The sequence below is a fragment of the Microbacterium schleiferi genome, from assembly GCF_020781975.1.
Taxonomy (GTDB): domain Bacteria; phylum Actinomycetota; class Actinomycetes; order Actinomycetales; family Microbacteriaceae; genus Microbacterium.
In genome coordinates this window covers 1-18382 of the sequence record NZ_JAJGNI010000012.1, presented here as the reverse complement: position 1 = coordinate 18382, position 18382 = coordinate 1, and the positions used below count along the sequence as shown (strand labels likewise).

General features: G+C 66.9%; 19 protein-coding genes. 12 read left to right on the top strand and 7 right to left on the bottom strand.

Annotated features, from left to right (window positions below):
* Nucleotides 1-58: 58 nt before the first annotated feature.
* The 7 genes from LL236_RS13090 to add all read left to right on the top strand — a co-directional run bounded on the left by LL236_RS13090 (nucleotide 59) and on the right by add (nucleotide 6422).
* Nucleotides 59-1141, top strand: coding sequence for an ABC transporter substrate-binding protein (locus tag LL236_RS13090; RefSeq protein WP_228179274.1), 1083 nt, complete (start codon nucleotides 59-61; stop codon nucleotides 1139-1141).
* 98 nt (nucleotides 1142-1239) lie between these two features.
* Nucleotides 1240-2022, top strand: a complete 783-nt coding sequence (locus LL236_RS13085; RefSeq protein ID WP_228179320.1) for an ABC transporter ATP-binding protein — start codon at nucleotides 1240-1242, stop codon at nucleotides 2020-2022.
* Nucleotides 2012-2845, top strand: a complete 834-nt coding sequence (locus tag LL236_RS13080) for an ABC transporter permease (RefSeq protein ID WP_228179273.1) — start codon at nucleotides 2012-2014, stop codon at nucleotides 2843-2845. The genes LL236_RS13085 and LL236_RS13080 overlap by 11 nt, the downstream gene beginning before the upstream one ends.
* Nucleotides 2846-2847: 2 nt before the next feature.
* Nucleotides 2848-3729 carry an ABC transporter permease gene (locus LL236_RS13075; protein WP_228179272.1) on the top strand — a complete coding sequence of 294 codons (882 nt, stop codon included), beginning with the start codon at nucleotides 2848-2850 and terminating at the stop codon, nucleotides 3727-3729.
* A gap of 7 nt (nucleotides 3730-3736) precedes the next feature.
* Entirely contained in the window at nucleotides 3737-4771 is a 1035-nt protein-coding gene (locus tag LL236_RS13070) for an adenosine deaminase (RefSeq protein ID WP_228179271.1), read from the top strand.
* The gene (locus tag LL236_RS13065; RefSeq protein WP_228179270.1) at nucleotides 4768-5385 is read left to right on the top strand and encodes a helix-turn-helix domain-containing protein; all 618 of its coding nucleotides are present in this window, start codon (nucleotides 4768-4770) and stop codon (nucleotides 5383-5385) included. Before LL236_RS13070 ends, LL236_RS13065 begins: the two co-directional genes overlap by 4 nt.
* Nucleotides 5382-6422 carry an adenosine deaminase gene (gene add, locus LL236_RS13060; RefSeq protein WP_228179269.1) on the top strand — a complete coding sequence of 347 codons (1041 nt, stop codon included), beginning with the start codon at nucleotides 5382-5384 and terminating at the stop codon, nucleotides 6420-6422. The genes LL236_RS13065 and add overlap by 4 nt, the downstream gene beginning before the upstream one ends.
* Here the strand turns inward: add and LL236_RS13055 are convergent.
* The gene (locus LL236_RS13055) at nucleotides 6419-6982 is read right to left on the bottom strand and encodes a hypothetical protein (protein WP_228179268.1); all 564 of its coding nucleotides are present in this window, start codon (nucleotides 6980-6982) and stop codon (nucleotides 6419-6421) included. The genes add and LL236_RS13055 overlap by 4 nt on opposite strands.
* Nucleotides 6983-7165: 183 nt before the next feature.
* On the opposite strand from LL236_RS13055, the gene LL236_RS13050 reads away from it, so the two are divergent.
* Both LL236_RS13050 and LL236_RS13045 read left to right on the top strand, forming a co-directional pair.
* Nucleotides 7166-7708, top strand: a complete 543-nt coding sequence (locus tag LL236_RS13050; RefSeq protein ID WP_228179267.1) for an RNA polymerase sigma factor — start codon at nucleotides 7166-7168, stop codon at nucleotides 7706-7708.
* Nucleotides 7705-8172: a hypothetical protein gene (locus LL236_RS13045; protein ID WP_228179266.1), complete on the top strand. Its 468-nt coding sequence runs from the start codon at nucleotides 7705-7707 to the stop codon at nucleotides 8170-8172. The genes LL236_RS13050 and LL236_RS13045 overlap by 4 nt, the downstream gene beginning before the upstream one ends.
* 165 nt (nucleotides 8173-8337) lie before the next feature.
* Here LL236_RS13045 and LL236_RS13040 read toward each other — a convergent pair whose 3' ends face one another.
* Nucleotides 8338-8970: a LysE family translocator gene (locus LL236_RS13040; protein ID WP_228179265.1), complete on the bottom strand. Its 633-nt coding sequence runs from the start codon at nucleotides 8968-8970 to the stop codon at nucleotides 8338-8340.
* A 75-nt stretch (nucleotides 8971-9045) separates the two neighbouring features.
* On the opposite strand from LL236_RS13040, the gene LL236_RS13035 reads away from it, so the two are divergent.
* On the top strand, nucleotides 9046-9390 hold the full coding sequence (locus tag LL236_RS13035) for a TfoX/Sxy family protein (protein WP_228179264.1): 345 nt from the start codon (nucleotides 9046-9048) through the stop codon (nucleotides 9388-9390).
* Between the two features lie 120 nt (nucleotides 9391-9510).
* Entirely contained in the window at nucleotides 9511-10332 is an 822-nt protein-coding gene (locus LL236_RS13030; protein WP_228179263.1) for an alpha/beta fold hydrolase, read from the top strand.
* A gap of 137 nt (nucleotides 10333-10469) precedes the next feature.
* Here the strand turns inward: LL236_RS13030 and LL236_RS13025 are convergent, their stop codons facing one another.
* From LL236_RS13025 to LL236_RS13005, 5 genes are all read right to left on the bottom strand, one after another.
* Nucleotides 10470-12035 carry a GMC family oxidoreductase gene (locus tag LL236_RS13025; protein ID WP_228179262.1) on the bottom strand — a complete coding sequence of 522 codons (1566 nt, stop codon included), beginning with the start codon at nucleotides 12033-12035 and terminating at the stop codon, nucleotides 10470-10472.
* Nucleotides 12036-12048: 13 nt separating this feature from the next.
* The gene (locus tag LL236_RS13020) at nucleotides 12049-12666 is read right to left on the bottom strand and encodes a thiamine pyrophosphate-dependent enzyme (protein ID WP_228179261.1); all 618 of its coding nucleotides are present in this window, start codon (nucleotides 12664-12666) and stop codon (nucleotides 12049-12051) included.
* Entirely contained in the window at nucleotides 12663-13163 is a 501-nt protein-coding gene (locus tag LL236_RS13015) for a thiamine pyrophosphate-binding protein (RefSeq protein ID WP_195692721.1), read from the bottom strand. Before LL236_RS13015 ends, LL236_RS13020 begins: the two co-directional genes overlap by 4 nt.
* A gap of 220 nt (nucleotides 13164-13383) precedes the next feature.
* On the bottom strand, nucleotides 13384-14805 hold the full coding sequence (locus tag LL236_RS13010) for an NtaA/DmoA family FMN-dependent monooxygenase (RefSeq protein WP_228179260.1): 1422 nt from the start codon (nucleotides 14803-14805) through the stop codon (nucleotides 13384-13386).
* A complete protein-coding gene (locus LL236_RS13005) occupies nucleotides 14802-16304 on the bottom strand; it encodes an aldehyde dehydrogenase family protein (protein WP_228179259.1) in 1503 nt (500 codons plus the stop codon). The genes LL236_RS13010 and LL236_RS13005 overlap by 4 nt, the downstream gene beginning before the upstream one ends.
* Nucleotides 16305-16613: 309 nt before the next feature.
* On the opposite strand from LL236_RS13005, the gene LL236_RS13000 reads away from it, so the two are divergent.
* Nucleotides 16614-18368 (top strand): reverse transcriptase domain-containing protein, encoded by a 1755-nt coding sequence (locus LL236_RS13000; protein ID WP_228179258.1) that lies wholly within the window; start codon nucleotides 16614-16616, stop codon nucleotides 18366-18368.
* Nucleotides 18369-18382 lie beyond the last annotated feature (14 nt).

Here is an 18382-nt window from a genome sequence, read left to right as displayed (position 1 = left end):
CCCGCAGTCGCGCGTCACCGAGTGTCCCATTCACCCGCGATCAGGAGACGCAGCAAACATGACATCTCTTTCCTCTCGAATCGTGCGCCGGTCAGCCATGGCCGTCGCAGCCGTCGCCGTGTCGGCGCTCGCCCTGAGCGCCTGCGCCAGCGGTGGCGAGTCCACCCCGGCTGAGTCCACCAGCGGCGACGCTGCGGAGGGCTTCGGCACGCTTGCCGTTCAGCTCAGCTGGATCAAGAATGAAGAGTTCGCCGGCGACTTCTTCGCCATGGAGAACGGTTACTACACCGAGGCCGGGTTCGACGAGGTCACCCTCACGCCTGGTCCGACGACCGGTGCCGCCGAGCTCATCTCGGGCACGGCTGACATCGCCTTCTCGGACGCGGTCTCGATCGGCTCAGTCGTGGCAGCCGAGGGCGCCCCGCTGAAGATCATCGGCTCGGTCTACCAGAAGAACCCGTTCACGATCCTCTCGCTGGCTGACGGCGGCAACATCACCACGCCCGAAGACCTCAAGGGCAAGAAGATCGGTGTTCAGGACTCCAACACCGCGCTGTTCAAGGCTCTGCTCGCCGCCAACGGCATCGACGAGTCCGAACTCGAGATCGTGCCCGTGCAGTACGACCCGGCACCGCTGACCAACGGCGAGGTCGATGGCTTCATGGCGTACCTGACCAACGAGTCGATCACCGTCGCCGCAGCCGGCTTCGAGGTCGCCAACCTGCCGTTCGCGGACAACGGTCTGCCGTTCGTTGCCGAGACCATTACGACGACTGACGACATGATCGCCAACGACCGCGAGAAGCTCAAGGCGTACCTGGTCGCTGAGATCAAGGGCTGGACCGATGCGGTCAACGACCCCGAAGAGGGCGCTCGCCTGGCATACGAGATCTACGGAGCAGACCTCGACCTGAACCCCGAGAACTCGATCGCTGGGTCCATCGCTCAGTCCGAGGAGCTCGTCGTCTCGGCTGACACCGAGGAGTTCGGCCTCTTCTGGATCACTCCGGAACTGCAGGAAGCGACCATCGCGAGCCTCGCCGGTGCCGGTATCACCCTCACCGCAGCCGACCTGTTCGACCTGTCGCTGCTCGAAGAGGTCTACGCCGAGAACCCCGACCTGGTCGCCTACGCGGGCTGATCAGAAACACGCAAGGAGAATCCATCGTGACCGAACCCACCGCATCCGGTTCAGTACTCACGACGGGCTCTGCAACGACCGGTGCCCAGGGCGAGTCCCTGGGCACCGGCCTGCAGATCTCCGGACTGAACAAGGTCTTCACCACCGGAAGAAAGACCGTCACGGCGCTCCAAGACGCCAACCTACACACCGAGCAGGGCACCTTCCTGTCCCTCCTCGGACCCTCAGGATGCGGAAAGTCGACGATCCTGCGCATCCTCGCCGGTCTCGAGCAGCCCACCAGCGGCACGACCCGCGTGGACGGGAAGAGCCCGAAAGAGTTGCGCAAAGAGAACAAGCTCGGCATCGCCTTCCAGGACTCGGCACTGCTTCCCTGGCGCAGCGTGGTCTCCAACATCCGTCTCCCCTTCGAGATCGCTGGCGCGTCGGTCGACAAGGCGTATGTCGACGAGATGATCGCCCTCGTGGGACTCAAGGGCTTCGAGAAAGCCAAGCCTGCGCAGTTGTCGGGTGGCATGCGGCAGCGTGTGTCCATCGCGCGATCGCTGATCATGAAGCCCGAGGTGCTGCTCTTCGACGAGCCCTTCGGCGCGCTGGACGACATGACGCGCCAGAAGCTCAACCTCGAGCTCCTGCGCATCTGGACTGAGAAGCCCGCGACGACACTGCTGGTGACGCACGGCATCTCGGAGGCGATCTTCCTCTCTGACCAGGTGGCAGTCATGAGCCCGCGCCCGGGCCGGATCAAGGAGGTCATGACGATCGACCTCCCGCGCCCCCGTACCCCCGAGATGATGCGCACCCCCGAATTCCACGCCTACGTCGACCAGGCATCCGAGCTGCTGTTCGGTGTCGGAGGAGCAGCGGCGGATGACCACTGAGAGCCCCACGCGCGGTCGCGCGATCGAGTGGGAAGACTTCCGTCTCCCGCCGTGGCTGATCGGTGTCATCGGCGGTATCGGCATCATCCTGCTGTGGTGGATCCTCGCTGCCACCGTGTTCTCCAATGTCGGTCCCTCGGGTGCCAGCGCGATTCCCACCCCGTTCCAGGTCGTTCAGATCATGGTCGAGACGGGCCCGCAGTACTACCTCAACAACTTCGCCGTCACTCTCGCTGAGGCCGGTATCGGCTACCTGTGGGGGAACGGCCTGGCGCTTCTGCTTTCGGGGTTCGTGCTTCTCGTCCCTCGACTCGAGGGGGTCGCCATGCAGCTCGCAATCCTCACGTACTGCATCCCGATCGTTGCGATCGGCATGCTCGCGGTCATCGTCATCACCCCTCCCAAGGTCGGTGAGCCCAGTGGCACAGCTATCGTGCTGGCCGCGCTCTCGGTGTTCTTCACGACGGTCGTCGGCGCGCTTCTCGGCCTCAAGTCAGCTGACAAGTCGAGCCTTGACCTGGTCACGGTCTACGGCGGATCGAAGTTCACACAGCTCATCAAGGTGCGGCTGATCGCGGCCCTTCCCGCGACGCTCAGCGCGCTGCAGATCGCTGTTCCCGCTGCCTTCCTCGGTGCCGTCCTCGGTGAGTTCTTCGGCAAGATCGAGGTCGGGGTGGGGCTCGCGATGATCCTCGCGCAGCAGGCGTCGAACGGGCCACAGGTATGGGCGCTGGCGCTTCTGAGCGGGGGCGTCGCGCTTCTCGGTTTCGCGCTCGTCGGGTGGATCGCCAAGGCGATCGCCCCCTGGTCGAAGGGACGTTGACGATGGCGCAGATCACGCTCACCGGAGCCACCGACATCCAGGCGGAAACAGCGAAGCTCACCGCCAAGCTGCGCACCCAATCCACCCGCGCCGTACTGCGTGCGCTCGGCTGGTCGACGCTCACCCTCGTGCTCACCATCGTCGCCGTTCTGGTGATCTGGGTGGGCCTGCTGTGGGCTCTTCAGCTCTCGCCCCTGATCGCCAAGGGGCCTATCGACGTCTGGAACTGGCTGTTCACCGTTCCGGCTGCCGAGGCCAACCGCACGATGTTGCTGGGGAACCTCATGGTCACGCTGGGCGACGCCGCGATCGGCTTCGTCGCAGGCCTCGTCGTCGCTCTCCTTGCCGCCCTCGCGTTCGAGCTGAACAAGGGCATCGAACACGCCCTCATGCCGGTGGCGATGCTCCTGCGTTCGGTGCCGCTGATCGCGATGGCTCCGGTCATCATCCTGATCTTCGGTCGCGACTTCTGGACGGTAGCCGTCATCGGTGGCATCGTCGTTCTCTTCCCGGCTCTCGTGAACATTTCGTTCGGACTCAAGTCCGCGCCGCCGATGATGAACGACCTCGTGGATGTCTACGGCGGCGGAGCGTTGACGAAGCTTCGCAAGGTGGCGTTCCCCTCCTCACTTCCCGCCTTCTTCGCCGCGGTGCGCATCTCGGTTCCCGGTGCCATCACCGGAGCCCTGCTCGCAGAATGGCTCGCGGTCGGCGGCGGAATCGGTGGCTCGATCGGCGGATTCGTCCCGCAGGCGCAATTCGCGGCACTGTGGGCATCGGTTGTGGCGGTCACCGGCGCATCCCTGGTGCTCTACAACCTCATCCAGATCGTCGAAGATGTCGTGCTGGCGCGTATGGCGATGCATCCGCAGAAGGGCGTTTGAGCGCACCATGGCACCGTCTGAGCTGGCGAGCTTTGCCCGCGGGCTTCCCAAGGCCGAGCTGCACCTGCACCTGGAGGGCACACTCGAGCCCGACATGATGTTCGCGCTCGCGCAGCGCAACGGGCTGACCCTGCCCTACAGCGATGTCGCAGCGGTGAAGGCTGCCTATGACTTCACTGACCTGACGAGCTTTCTGGCGGTCTACTACCCGGCGATGGGTGTGCTCCAGACCGCGGATGACTTCCATGACCTTGCCTGGGCGTACCTGCTTCGGGCGAAGGAGCAGGGCGTCGTGCACGCCGAGCTGTTCTTCGATCCGCAGGCGCACACCGGTCGCGGCATCCCGTTCGCGACCGTGATCGGCGGCTATCGCCGCGCGGTCGTGCGGGCTCAGGCCGAGCTCGGGATCTCGGCCGAGCTGATCCTGTGCTTCCTGCGGGACCTCTCGGCCGAGCACGCGATGTCGACGCTGCTCGAGGCACTGCCGTACCGTCACTGGATCGTCGGCGTGGGCCTTGACTCCGATGAGCGCGACAACCCGCCCGCGAAGTTCGCCGCGGTCTTTGAGAGGGCGCGCGCTGAGGGGTTCCTGGTCACGATGCACTGCGACATCGACCAGCCAGGGTCCATCGACCACATCCGTCAGGCGCTCGAGTTCGGCGTCGACCGGATCGACCACGGCACCAACATCGTCGAAGATCCCGACCTCGTCGCTCTCGTGGTCGAACGCGGGATCGGGCTGACCTGCTGCCCGGTGTCCAACTCTTTCGTCACCGAGCAGATGAAATCCGACGAGATCATCTCGCTGCTGCGCGCAGGCGTCCGCGTGACCATCAACTCCGACGACCCGGCCTACTTCGGCGGTTACGTCGGTGACAACTACGTGGCGCTCGCCGAGCAGGCGGGGCTCTCGGCATCCGATCTGGTCGAGCTTGCCCGCAACTCGTTCCACGCCTCGTGGCTCACCCCCGCGCGCCGATCCGCCTACCTCGAGCTGGTGGACGAGTACGCGATCGCGGCCGGGGTACGCTCGGCCGCATGAGCGTGCCCGACGGTCTCGACGAGCGTGCCGCAGGCGCTCGCCTGGGAAGCCACATCCGGATGCTGCGCAAGACCCGCGGGCTGACCCTCGTGCAACTGGCCGAGCGCACTGAGCTCTCGCATCCGTTCCTCAGCCAGCTCGAGCGCGGGCTCGCGCAGCCGAGCCTGGGGTCCCTGCGCCGTATCGCGATCGCGCTCGAGACCAGTCCCATCGAGCTCATCGCCGCCGCTGACGCACCGGAGGAGTCCGGATCATTCGTCGAGGTCAGCCGCCCCGGCGAGGGGGAGATCCCCGACGGTTTCGCCTCGGGAACGGCACGGATGCTGGCGCAGCGCGCGCGCACGTTCCACCCGATGGAGGTCGTGGCAGACAGCCTCGAGCCGGGTGAGCGATTCGTCCACGCCGAAGACGAGTTTCTGTATGTGATCGAAGGCCAGGTGCGCATCGAACTCGGCGATCAGACGTGCGATCTCGAGCCGGGGGCATCGGTCTACTACACCGGCGGCACCACCCACCGGTGGTGGTCGGCCGACGGGAAGCCGTATCGACTGCTCGTCGTGAAACAGGTTCCGGGGCGATCCCCGCCTCGCGCTTCCGGAGAGGTGACCGCGTGATCTCGTACGCCGACTATCTGCGCCTGCTGCCCAAGACCGAGTTGCACTGCCACTTCGCGTCGACGATGAGCGCCGAACTGTTCATCGAACTGGCAGCCAAGCACGGAGTCGAGCTGCCGACCACCGACCCTGACGAGCTGTTCGACTTCGCTCACCTGGTCGACTTTCTGGTCGCATTCCGTTTCGCGCATGATGTGCTGCGCGATCCCGAAGACTTCGAGCGTGTCGCCTATGCCGGTGTCGCCGAAGCCGTCGCCGACGGCAATCTGCGCTATCGCGAGTACTACGTCAACCCGCAGTACTTCGCCGACCGGGGCCTCGACTACACCGACGTGATCGACCCGATCATCGCGGGACTTGCCCGGGCCGAGAAGGACTTCGGCGTCGGGTTCCGGGTCGTCGTCGCGATCAATCGGCGAGCTGACGCGGCATCCGCTGTCGACCTCGTGCGCGAGATGATCGCGCATCCGCGCCCCGAGGTGGTGGGGCTCGGTCAGGACGATCTGACCCCCGAGAACACGGAAGATCCGGGACGGTTCGTCGAGGCTTACGAACTGGCTCGCGAGCACGGCTTTTTGTTGACGGCGCACGTCGGTGAGACCGACCATGCGACCCCGGATGCCGTCCGCGTCGCCATCGAAGAACTGGGCTGCGACCGGCTCGACCATGGGTATCGCATTGTGGACGACCCGGAGATCGTCGCGCTGGCCCGCGACCGCGGTATCGGGTTCGCTGCGACGCCGCTGTCGACGACGATCTGCTCGGGGTGGACGATCGACACCGATCACCGCATCCGTCGCATGATCGATGCGGGGCTCGCGGTGAACGTCTCGACCGACGACGCGATGTTCTTTCGCACCGACATCGGCCGGGAGTACACCGAGGGGCTCCGCCTCATGGGGGTGACGGCAGACGAAGCCAAGCAGATCGCCCTCAACGGCATCGATGCGGCCTTCTGCGACGACGCTCAGAAGGCGCGGTTACGGGCGGACTTCCGCGCTGCCTTCCGGGCGCTGGATGCCGCTCTGGAACCTTAGGCAGCCCAGCGGATAGACGAGGCCTGGTCGTTCATGGCGCTTCCGACATACGACGAGTTCGTGTAGTAGCCGTAGGACGATCCGCCGTAGTTCGTGTTCGCGAAGATGGCTGTCCGGCAGTTTGAGTACGACCGGAACGATGAGATCCGGTTGTCCCAGCCGATCGAGCCGAGGTTCGTGTAGCCGTGTGAGTACCCGTAGCATCCGTTTTGGCTGACGCTGGCGACGTACGAGGCACCGTCGTAGCCGGAGTTCTCGTAGAAGATCCCGATGACGGTGCTCGCGAGAGCGACGACCCCCGCGCGGGCATCGCGCGTGGCCTGCCGCTTGACGTCCGATCCCACCGCGCCGTCGGGAGTCGAGATCGCGATGCCGTAGGCGTCGTAGACGGCATTCGCGAGGTCGGCGGATGCCGCGACACACAGCGATCGTCCGGTGTCGAGCTCTTGCCAGCAGCTCTGGGTGCGGTCGGGGGTGCTGGCGCTGGCGGCAGATGCGGTGAGGGCTACGCTGCCCAACACGAACAGGGCGGTGGCGACGGCGCCAAGTGACTTTCTCATGTCGGTGGCTCTTTCTCGGGTGCGACGGATGATGGAGCCAGGTTCCCAGGAATTGCGGTCGGCGCACCAGAGCGCTTTTCGCTGTTGAGGCCGGACCTCTCCCGCACCACCAGCGAATGGGAACCCGCCGCGGGGGAGAATAGGACGCGTTTGATCGGTGCGCATCGTCGGAAGGAGCCTCGAGTGGTCGATTCCGCACAGGCCTTCCCCAGTGCGTGGGGACGCTGGTCGGGCGACTACCCCCGTGACGACACCGCCCTCCTCGACCGGCTGCGAGCCGGCGACGATTCAGCGCTGAGTGCGCTGCACGAACGGCATGTGCGCGTGGTGCACGGCATCGTCACCGACCTCGTTGCGGCACAGCCCGACGCCGAGGAGGTGACCCACGACGCGTTCTTGACGCTCTGGCGCAAGAGCCGGCGGATCACGTTCGTCGGCGCCTCATGCTTGCCTTGGCTGGTGGTGACAGCCGATACTCGTGCCAGGGAACTCGCGCACCCTGACCGGTCTAGCCGGAGACACCGCGCCGCCGTCGACACGCTAGATCGCGCGGGTGAGCTCGCCGATTCTCGGGGGTCGGATGGATGGCGGGAAGTTCAGCGGATCGTCGCGACGCTGAGCTGGCCCGATCGGGAGGTATTTCGGCTCTGCGCCGTCGACGGGCTCAGCTATCGACAGGCCGTACGGCGGGTGTCGGACTCTGTGGGGGATCGGAGGGGGCGATGACGGCAACGGGGCCGGACTTCGACCGGATGCGGACAGTGCTCATGCACGACGTCCAGCGTCTTCGTGTGCGGTCCCGCGTCCGCAAGAAGGTCGGCGTCTTCGTGGGAGCCGGTGTGCTCGTTGCCGCGACCACCGCGGGGACGCTGCTCGCCCTGGCTTCAACGGAGTTGCGTCAGAACTCGGCATCCTGCTTCGAGGCGGCATCCCTCGACAGCGTCGTGCAACAGGTGGGCGACCCCTCGGCTGCGGGGGAAGATCGGGTCTCTCGGGCGATCGACCTCTGCGCATCCGTCTGGAGCATCGGCCTCATCGGTGCCGGGCTCGACGGGCCCCCACCGAACGACGGGCAGACCTACCCGGTGCCAGACCTGTTCGTCTGCGTACAGCGGGATGACACGCTAGCGGTGTTTCCCGAGACCGCGGGCGTGACCTGCGACGACCTCGGACTTCGGGCGGCCGACTGACTCGACCGAGCGCGCGTCAGGCTTCTTCGGTCGCGCCTTCGCGCGGGCCTAGGCCGCCGCAACCCGCACCACGGCGCGACCGACCGTAGAGCCGAGCTTCTTCGGTCGCGTCTTCGCGCGGGTCTGGGGCGCCGCTACCCGCACTACGGCGCGACCGAGCGCGCGTCAGGACTTGGATCCGGTGAGTGCGAGCGCGCCGCCGAGGCCGATCATCATGACGCCGCCGGTGGCCGACAGGGTCGAGATGCGTCGGGGTGAGCGAGCGAACCATGCGCGTGCGGTGCCCGCGGCAAGGGCCCAGATGCTGTCGGATGCCAGCGCGATCGCCTCGAACACGAGACCGAGTAGAAGAAGCTGCAGCCAGACCGGGCCCGCCGTCGGATCGACGAACTGCGGGAGCACCGCGACGAAGAACGCAATCGTCTTCGGGTTGGTGAGTCCGACGATGAACCCTTCGGCGAGAAGGCGGCGGGCCCGGGTCGGCCGCTGCTGGATGCCGGGGATGTGCGCGTGCCGATGGCGGATTGCCTGGATGCCGAGGTAGACGAGGTAGAGAGCGCCGGCGATCTTGATCACGGTGAACGCCACGACCGAGGAAGCGACGATCGCCCCAACACCGAACGCGACGGCGATGACCGCGGGGACCGTGCCGAGTGCATTGCCGACGACGCTCAGCACGCCCGCGCGGCGGCCGAGCGCAATCGCGCGGCCGATGACGAACAACACGCTGGGGCCGGGGATCACGATGATCACCAACGACGTGAGCATGAACGCCACCAGGTTCTCGATCGGGATCATGAACGAACGTTAGCGGGTCGGTGTTTCGGGCGGAGTACGCTCGCGCCAAGGCGGTGCGAGGCCGGAGGGGGCAGGATGTCGGCATCCGACGAGCGGGAGCAGCTGGCGGCGCGGATCCGCGGGATGATCACGGATGTCGACGTCCGCGAGATGCGCATGTTCGGGGGCGTCGGATTCATGGTGCGTGAGGCGCTCGCGATCGTCGCGGAGCGCGGCGGCAGCGCGTTGGTGCGGACCGACCCGGTGAAGCGAGACGAGCGCCTGGCGCGCGGTGCGATCCCCGCCACGATGGGCAACGGCCGGGTCATGGGCGATGCCTGGCTCCGGGTTCCTGCCGAGCGGTTAGCCGACGACGCCGAGCTCGCGGACTGGGTTGCCATCGGCATCCATGCGGGCGATGTCTTGCGCGGCGAGGCCTAGCGCGAGTCGAGTTTCATTCGGTCGCGCGCTATTGCGGGTGCGGATGCAGGGTGCTCGCGTTTTGGCGCGACCGAAGTGGCTCCGCGGGATGTCGTATGCCGCTGCAACGGTGGATGCACGATGACTCCTCTGTCGCACTCCTTCGACTGGCGCGGCCGCAGCGTGGCCTGGGATCGGCTCGGCGACGGGCCTCCGCTCGTTCTTCTCCATGGCACGCCGTGGTCGTCAGAGCTCTGGCGTCCGGTCGCACGCGTGCTGGCGCGAACCCACACCGTCTACCTCTGGGACATGCCCGGATACGGACAGTCATCGATGCATCCTGACCATGCGGTCGACATCGGCGTGCAGGCCGAGCTGTTCGCAGCGCTGCTCGAACACTGGGGTCTCGAGCGACCGTGCGTGATTGCGAACGACATCGGTGGCGCTGTCGCGCTGCGGGCCCGGCTGTGCCACGGAGCGCGCTACGCCGCCCTTGCGCTTGTGGATGTCGTCGCCCTCGCGCCGTGGGGGTCGCCGTTCTTCCGTCTTGTGCGCGAGCACGCAGAGGTCTTCGAGCAGATCCCTCCCGCCATCCATCGCGGCATGGTCGAGACCTACATCCGTGGTGCGAGTGCTCGGGGGTTGCGGGACGACGACCTCGCGATGCTCGTCGAGCCGTGGACGAGTGAGGCGGGACAGGCTGCGTTCGTACGGCAGATCGCGCAGGCATCCGAACGCTTCACCGACGACATCGAGCCGCGCTACGGTGAGATCGACGAGCCGGTGCACATCGTGTGGGGGACGGCTGATGCTTGGATTCCCATCGATCGCGCACATCGCCTCCAGCGGGCCATCCCCCACGCCTCCCTCACCCTGATCGAAGGCGCCGGTCACCTCGTGCACCTGGATGCTCCGGCTGAGCTCGCCGGCGACCTCGTGCGCTGGGCTACCGCTACTCGTTGAGTCGCGCCGTTCTGCGGGAAATCATGGCTGCAACCCGCACGATGGCGCGACTGAGTCGGGTGGCGCACCGTTCGGTCGCGCCGATTTGTGGGTGAGGATGCCGGGTGCCCGCGTTTCGGCGCGACCGATCGGTGGAATCAGTCCGCGGCGATGAGTTCCGCGGCGCGCTCGGCGATCGCCACGGTCGGGGCTTGCGTGTTCGCGGTCGGGATGATCGGCATGACCGAGGCATCCGCAACCCACAGCCCCTCGAGTCCGCGCACCCGCAGCCCAGGGTCGACGACGGCGAGCTCGTCGGTGCCGATACGGGCGGTGCCGACGCCGTGGAAGAAGCTCCCGACGTTCTCGCGCACGAACTGCACGCGCTCGGCGCGGTCGGTCATCGACGGCGGAGGCGTCAGCGGTTCCGGATGCAGGTCGGCATACGCGGGACCGGCGACAAGCTCTTGTGCGACATCCATCGCCTCGACCATCGCGACGAGATCCTTCGGGTCGGCGAGGTAGTTCGGCTGGAACTCGGGCGGCACGGTTGGGTCGGCCGACCGCACCCGCACCCACCCGACAGAGCGGGAGCCGTAGAGCCCCGGCACGAGCGCGAACATCTGATCGCCGCCGAGGTCGTAGCGCGCGTGCAGGGCCTCGTCGCCGCGGGAACCGTGCGCGATGACGGTGTGCAGGTCGGGGCCGCGTTCGGCGTAGGAGCTGCGCCAATTGAGCATCGTGCCGCCGCCGTTGCCGATGACCGGCCCGAGTCCTTCGCGGGCGCGGAAGTTCACACCCAACACGAGCGGATGGTCTTGGAAGTTCTCTCCGACGCCCGGCAGCGCATGGCGGGGACGGATGCCGACAGCCGCCAACCGGTCAGGATCACCGATCCCCGACAGCTGAAGCAGGCGCGGGGTGTCCAGGGCGCCGGCGGCGAGCACGATGCGGTCGGCGGTCGTGGTGACTTCGCGTCCGTCGATCAGGTGCGTCGCGCCGGTCGTGCGGGAGCCGGCGAGGTCGATCCGGTGCGCGGGGCTGTCGACGAGCACGTCGAGGTTCGGCCGCCCAAGGGCTGGCTCGAGGTAGGCGCGGGCGGTGCTCCAGCGCTCGAACGATCCGTCGTCGCCCTCGATGGCGTTGTAGTCGGCGAACACGGCGCCTTCGTTCGACGGGCCGTTGGCGTCATCGAGCACCGGCAGTCCGCGGGCTGCCGCGGCATCCAGGAGCGCCGTCGCGATCGGATGCACGCGCGAGAGTGGCGCGACCCGCACCGGTCCGTGGAGGCCGCGGTAAGCGGGGTCACCGCCGGGTCGAGTCTCGGACCGCCTGAAGTAGGGGAGCAGGTCGTCGTAGCCCCAGCCGGTCGCGCCGGCATCCGCCCACGCGTCGTAATCGGCGCGGGCGCCGCGGTACCAGAGCATCGCGTTGGTCGACGAGCTACCGCCGAGCACCCGCCCGCGCGGCATCGCGATCGAACGCCCCAGCACATGCGGGGTCGGTGCCGATCGGTAGCCGTAGTCGAGACGGCCGCCGATGAGGGCATCCCAGTGTGCGGCATCCAGAATCTCGCGCAGCCCGCGATGATCGGGGCCTGCCTCGATGAGCAGCACGCGCGCGTCGGGGTTCTCGCTCAACCGCGCGGCCAGCACGCACCCGGCAGCGCCGGCGCCCACGACGAGGTAGTCGTAGGCGCCGGTCGGGGCCGTGACGACGCCCATCAGCCGCACCCCATCAGTTGTGCTCGCTGGGGCCCATGATCGTGATGCCCTCGATCTTCTCGACGTGGCGCACGAAGATGTACTTGTCTTCGCGGCCGTCCGAGTGCTTGCGCTTGATGCCGGGCTGCAGGATGCCGTCGGTCTTCGCGACCACGATGTAGGGCTCGGTCGCGGCAAGGCCGGCGGCGCAGTGCGCGTCGAACTCCTCGAGCGTGTGCGCCGTGAACGCTTTCTCGACCCCGGCGCCGCGGGCGATCGCGGCGAGGTCGACGCGTCCCTTCGCGGTGTGGGTCGCGGGTCCGCCGATCGACTGGTACTGCTCGTTGTCCCACACGACGATGAAGAGGTTTTCGGGCTGCTCGTTGCCGAGGGTCGCGAGGATGCCGAGGTTGAACAGCAGGCCGCCATCGGTGTCGAGCGAGACGATCTGGCGGTGGGGCAGGCCGACGGCCAGGCCGAAGGCTTCGCCGCTGACGCATCCGAGTTGCTGCTGGAACAGGCTCGCCTCGCGCATGTGCGGGGCGGCGTTGTACCACTCGTCGACGGCGCCGCCGAGGGACAGGATGACGAGAGCGTCGTCGGTGAGGCGCTTGCCGAGAAGCTCCATGGCCTCGAATCTGCTGTAGCTCATCGGACGAGCCCTCCTCCCAGGACGACGGCGGCGTGGTAGTACGACGAATAGGCGGTTTCGTAGGCGTCCACGACCGCCTGCTCGACCTCGTCGACCTCACGCACGATGCGGTACGGGGTGCGCAGGGCTCCGAGGAGGGGCTCCATCGTGATGCCGTGCGGGATCGCCCACCAGTTGTTTTCGCCGAGCTCGCCCCGGTAGCTCATGATCATGACGACCGGGATGCCGGCGCCCAGGCCCAGGCGCGCGAGGTGTTCGGTCGCGGCGCGCAGGCCCGAGTTCTCCATGACGAGCACGGCGCGCTTGCCCGAGAGGAACACGCCCCCGGCGATCGCGGCGCCCTCGCCCTCGTTGGTGACGGGGATCGTGCGGATGTCGGGGTCGGCATCCAGCGCGGGGTACAGCTCCTTCAGGAGCGAGTCGGGCAGGTAGGTCGCGACGGAGACCCCGGCGCGCTTGAGCCCGCGGATCACCGCCTCGACAGCTTCGGCTTTCATACGTGCAGTCCTTCGGGTTGGGGGTGACGTCTCGGCGGGGTGGTGTTTCTGCAGTCCCCCTTCGTTTGCCGCAACACGCCGTGCACTGCTGGGGTGCGGTGCGTTTTGGGGCAAACGAAGGTGGGTTGTCTGGACTGGGGTCTCGGTCGTTCCATTTCGTTTGCCGCAACACGCCGTGCGCTGCTGGGGCACGGGGCGTTTTGGGGCACACGAAGGCGGGTCATGTCGCGGCGGCGGCAAGCGGCGCGGTAACGGATGCCTCGGTCGCGGCATCCGTGGCGGTGAGCCGATGCGCGCGGTGGGTGGGGGCGAGGCGCGGCGAGCCCGAAAGCCGCTCGCGCAGGGTCGCGCCCTCCGGGGTTCCGGCGCGCCCACGCTCGATCAGGATCGGAAGCACCAACTCGATGAACGCCTCGTACGACGCGGGTCCGCCGAAGGTCGGTTCGAGCATGATGCCGTCGATGCCGGATCCGTCGACGATCGCGATGATCTCGTCGGCGACCTGCTCGGGCGACCCGGTGATCTGGAACCCGCGGATCGCCTTCGTGCGGAACTGATCGAGCACCGCCCGCACCCGGATGTCTGGATTGGTGCGCGCGTACCGGTTGATGAGGGTCTGCCCGAGGTCGGTGTGCAGGTCGGCGACGCGGGTGTCGGGGTCGATGCCGGTGAGGTCGATGCCGGTGATCCCGGCGAACATGACCGCCGCGTCATCCAGCCCCAGCACCGCTTCGTACTCGGCCCGAAGCGCCTGGGCCTCTGCCTCGGTGGCGGCGACAGTCACCGTCATCCCGGTGATGACCTTGACGTCTTCGGGGCGGCGGCCCTGCGCCACGGCCTGCGCGCGGATGTCGGCGACGTGGGCTGCGGCGGTCGGAATCGACTGCCCCTGGATGAACACGGCCTCAGCGTTGCGGGCGGCGTACGCCCGGCCGCGGTCGGAGGTCCCGGCCTGGAACAGCACAGGCGTGCGCTGCGGCGTCGGCGGCACCGCGAAAACGCCCTGCGCCCGCTGATAGGTGCCGTTAACCTCGACGCGGTGCAGCATGCTCGGGTCGGCATACACGCCGCGCGAGCGGTCGCGGACCTCGGCATCCTCGTCCCAGGAGTGCTCCCAGAACCGTAGGCACGTGTCGAGGAACTCGTCGGCCGCGTCATACCGCTCGTCGTGGCTGAGCTTCTGCGTCACGCCGAACAGCTCGTCGGTCGTGGCCTGGGAGGAGCCGGTCACGACGTTCCAGCCGATGCGGCCGGCGGTGAACCGGTCGAGGGTCGCGAACCGGCGGGCGGTGCCGTAGGGCTTTTCGACGGTCGTCGGCGAGGTGACGACGAACCCGAGTTGGCTGGTCGCGTGGGCCAGCGCCGGGATGGCGAGCATCGGATCTAGGGCCGGGAACTGGATGCCGTGAGCGGCGACCTCGTCAGGCATCCGTCCGTCGAGCGTGGCGTAGCCGTAGGTGTCGGCGAAGAAGAGGAAGTCGAAGCCCGCGGCATCCAGCATCGTCGCGAGCCCCAGCCAGTAGGAGAGGTCGTCCCAGTCGTCGCCGCGCCCGCGGGGGTCGGTCCAGGTCGGCATCCCGTTGTTGGGGTTCATCATTTCGAACGCGCCGAGCAATATGCGCTTCGGGGAATCTGCGCTCACAGCACCATCACCACCGTCTTCGTCTCTAGATAGTTCTCGAGGCCCTGCGGGCCGTTCTCGTAGCCCCAGCCCGACTCCTTGTGGCCGCCCTTGGGAAGCTCGGGGCCGAGGAAGGAGTGGCAGTTGACCCACACGGTGCCGGCTTCGAGCTGCGCGGCGATGCGGTGGCCGTTGCTGAGGCCTTCGGTCCAGACGCTCGCGGCCAGGCCGTACGGGGAGTCGTTGGCCCACCCGACCACCTCGTCGAGGTCGTCGAACGGGGTGACGACGGCGACGGGGCCGAAGATCTCTTCGCGCATGAGGCGCATCTGCGGGGTCACGTCGGTGAGCACGGTGGGCGTATAGAAGGTGTCGGCCTCACGGATGCCGCCGCTCACGACCCGCGCACCCTCGGCGCGGCCCTCGTCGACGTAGCCGGCAACCCGGTCGGCCTGCGCCTTGCTGACGAGGGGCCCGAGGTCGGTGCCCTCGGCGAGGCCGTGCCCGAGGTGCAGGCCGCTGCCGAAGTCGGCCATCCCGGCGAGGACGTCGTCGTAGACATCCCGGTGCGCGTAGATGCGGGCGCTGGCGACGCACACCTGGCCGCCGTTGTCGAAGATGCCGCGCGAGACGCCTTCGATCGCGGCGGGCAGGTCGGCGTCCGGCATGATGATCGACGGCGACTTGCCGCCGAGCTCCAAAGTGAGGCGGGCCAGCCGCGTGCCGGCCGACTGCACGAGGCGTTTGCCGACGGCGGTCGAGCCGGTGAAGGCGATCTTGTCGACATCCGGATGCTCCGCCAAAGCCTGCCCCGCCTCGTGACCGTACCCCGTGACGATGTTGACGACCCCGGCGGGCAGTCCAGCCTCGAGCATGAGCTGGCCGAGGTAGATCGCGGTGAGGGGCGTGTTCTCGGCGGGCTTGAGCACGATCGTGCAGCCGGCGGCGAGGGCGGGGGCGAGCTTCATGGCCGTCATGATGAGCGGCGAGTTCCACGGCACAATCGCGCCGACGACGCCGACCGGCTCGCGGCGCGTGTAGGCGAAGACCTCTTTGCCGGGAGGGGTGCGCGACAGCGACGTGGGGATCGTGTCGCCGAGGATCTTCGTCGGCCAGCCCGCGTAGTAGCGGAACTGGTTGATCGCCGCCGGAACCTCGCCGAACCGCGACGTGCGCAAGGACTTGCCCTGGTCGAGCGTCTCGAGCTGTGCGAGGTCGTCCAGGTGCTCGGTCATGAGGTCGGCGATGCGCCACAGCAGCGTGCCACGGTCGGCAGGGCGCATGGCGCGCCATGCGGAGGAGCGCAGCGCGCCCTTCGCGGCGCGGACTGCCTCGTCGACATCCCGTGCCGTGCCGCGGGCGACCTCGGCGAGGGCGTTGCCTGTGGCCGGGTCGATCGTGGTGAAGGTCGCGCCATCGGATGCCGGGAGCCAGTCACCGTCGATCAGTAGCTCCGTGCGCCCCGACGCCAGAAACTCCTGCACGCGCGGGTGCAGGGTGAACTCGTCAGTTGTTGTCACACCGCGATGCTAGGAGGCAATCATTGATTGCTCATGGCTATCACGTTTCGTGGGTGTTTCGCGCGGTGGGACCGACGCGCAGTGTCGCATCTGACGCCCGGTGTCTGCGCAAAGCAAGGGGCCGGTCGTGGGCATTGCGCGCGCGTCGAATGGGTTGCGTGCTAAATCAGCGAGTCTTGACCTCGCCAGTGGGCCCGCCTTCCTTCTTTGGTAGCGACGCCAAATTCAGCTATTGGTAGTAGATCGCGCGACTCGCATGCATTGTAGGCGAGTGATACGCTCATCTGAGCGATATCGGTCAGGTGAGCGATGAATGAGGACAAGTACGTTACGGCTGAGGAGGCTGCAGCCCTCTTGGGCGTGTCCGTCGCTACCGTCAAGCGGAGATGTAGATCAGGTGAGATAGCAGCGGAGAAGGTGGGCCGCGGCTGGCTCGTGGTTGCCTCAGGTCTGCCAGCTTCGAGGAGGACGCCTCCGAGAGCTAGAACTTCGTCAAATCCCGCACGCCTCGTCGATTTCGAAGCATCCATTCGACATCTCAAGGGCCAGGACATCCGGCGCGACCTCTGGGTGCCTGACGTACTCCGTCACGAGGATGATTTCGCCAACCGTGAGTCTCTCGTGGATCAGGCCGCCGCGCGTGTGGACAGGATGACCCCACCTGACCCTGCCACACAGATCCCTGTTCCCAAGAGCCCAATCTTCCTGCGCAACGCTGTGAACCTGTCCCTCGTCGACCGACTGGCTTATCACGCCGTCGTGCTGGCCTGCGCGCCGACACTTGACTCCCAGATCGGTTCACAGGCTTATGCCGCCCGCTTCAAGGGGCGGGCTCGCTTCGTTGGTTCGGGCACGACGGCTTGGAGGAAGTGGAAAGCCGACGTCCAAGAACGCGCACGCAAGCTCGGCGGGTACGTGATCGAGACTGACATCACCGCCTTCTTCGACTGTGTGTCTCACGCGATACTTCTTCGGGAGATGGAGGACGTAGGGGTCCCGCAGGAACTGGTTTCGAGCCTGAGAGAGATGCTACGTGTCTGGGCCGTTGCGCCCAACACCGGTCTACCGCAGGGCCCAGACGCTTCGAGACTGCTTGCCAATTTCTACATGCACCAGGTCGATGACGTCCTCACGGCGCTTCCCGGGGTAGCGTACTTCCGCTATATGGATGACGTTCGCATCGTGGCGGCGGAACGGCACATCGCCATCGCGGCACTCCGGGTGCTGGATACGGAGTGCAAGCGCCGCAACCTCGTGCTTTCTACGAAAAAGACAGCGTTGCTCACGGCGCAGGAAGCAATAGATTCACTTGACGACGCGCTTCTAGACTCAGCGAACTACGCATACGAGGACCTGACAGATGGACCCAAGGCGAGAGCGAAGCTCGTCGAGGTGTTCCGCGCGGCGCTGAAGCGCGATGGATCCATCGACACGAAACGGATGAGGTTCAGCCTGTTCCGACTACGGGCTCTGCGCGAACGCTCGGTGCTCAATCTCGTGCTCGACCGCCTTGAGTCGCTCGTGGGGATGGGGTGGCTCGTCCCGAGCTACATACTTCCATGGCTGAGCAAGAGACGAGTAGCTGACGCTGTGGCGTCCTTTCTGGAGGATCCCGAGCGGAACACAGCAGAGTACCTGAGCTGCTGGCTACTCGCTGGCTTCGCCGACGAGCCGCGCGGGATCACCCCACGGATCCTTCGGTATGCGCGCGCGGTCGCCTATGATCCGTCCGCAGCCAGCTTTCATCGCGTGATCGCGATGCAGGTCGCTGCTGTGGGTGGCACAGCCAACGACGAGACAAGGCTGAAGGACATCATCAGTCGGGAATATCACCCGGAGATCGTCAGAGGCGCGCTCGTCGCACTAAGACGCATAGCGAAGCTGGACAGAGCCACAGCCTCAAGAGCCACGCGCATTCCGGGAATGGCTTCAACGGTCGAGTTCCTTCGGCAACGCCACGACCTCCCCTCGCTGCTATTCGGGGAGCAACGGGTGCCACTTAGCCTCGATCCACCGATGGACGGGGCGTTGAGCGAGCGTCGTGACGTAGAAATGCCCCTCTGATCAGGAAGAATAGA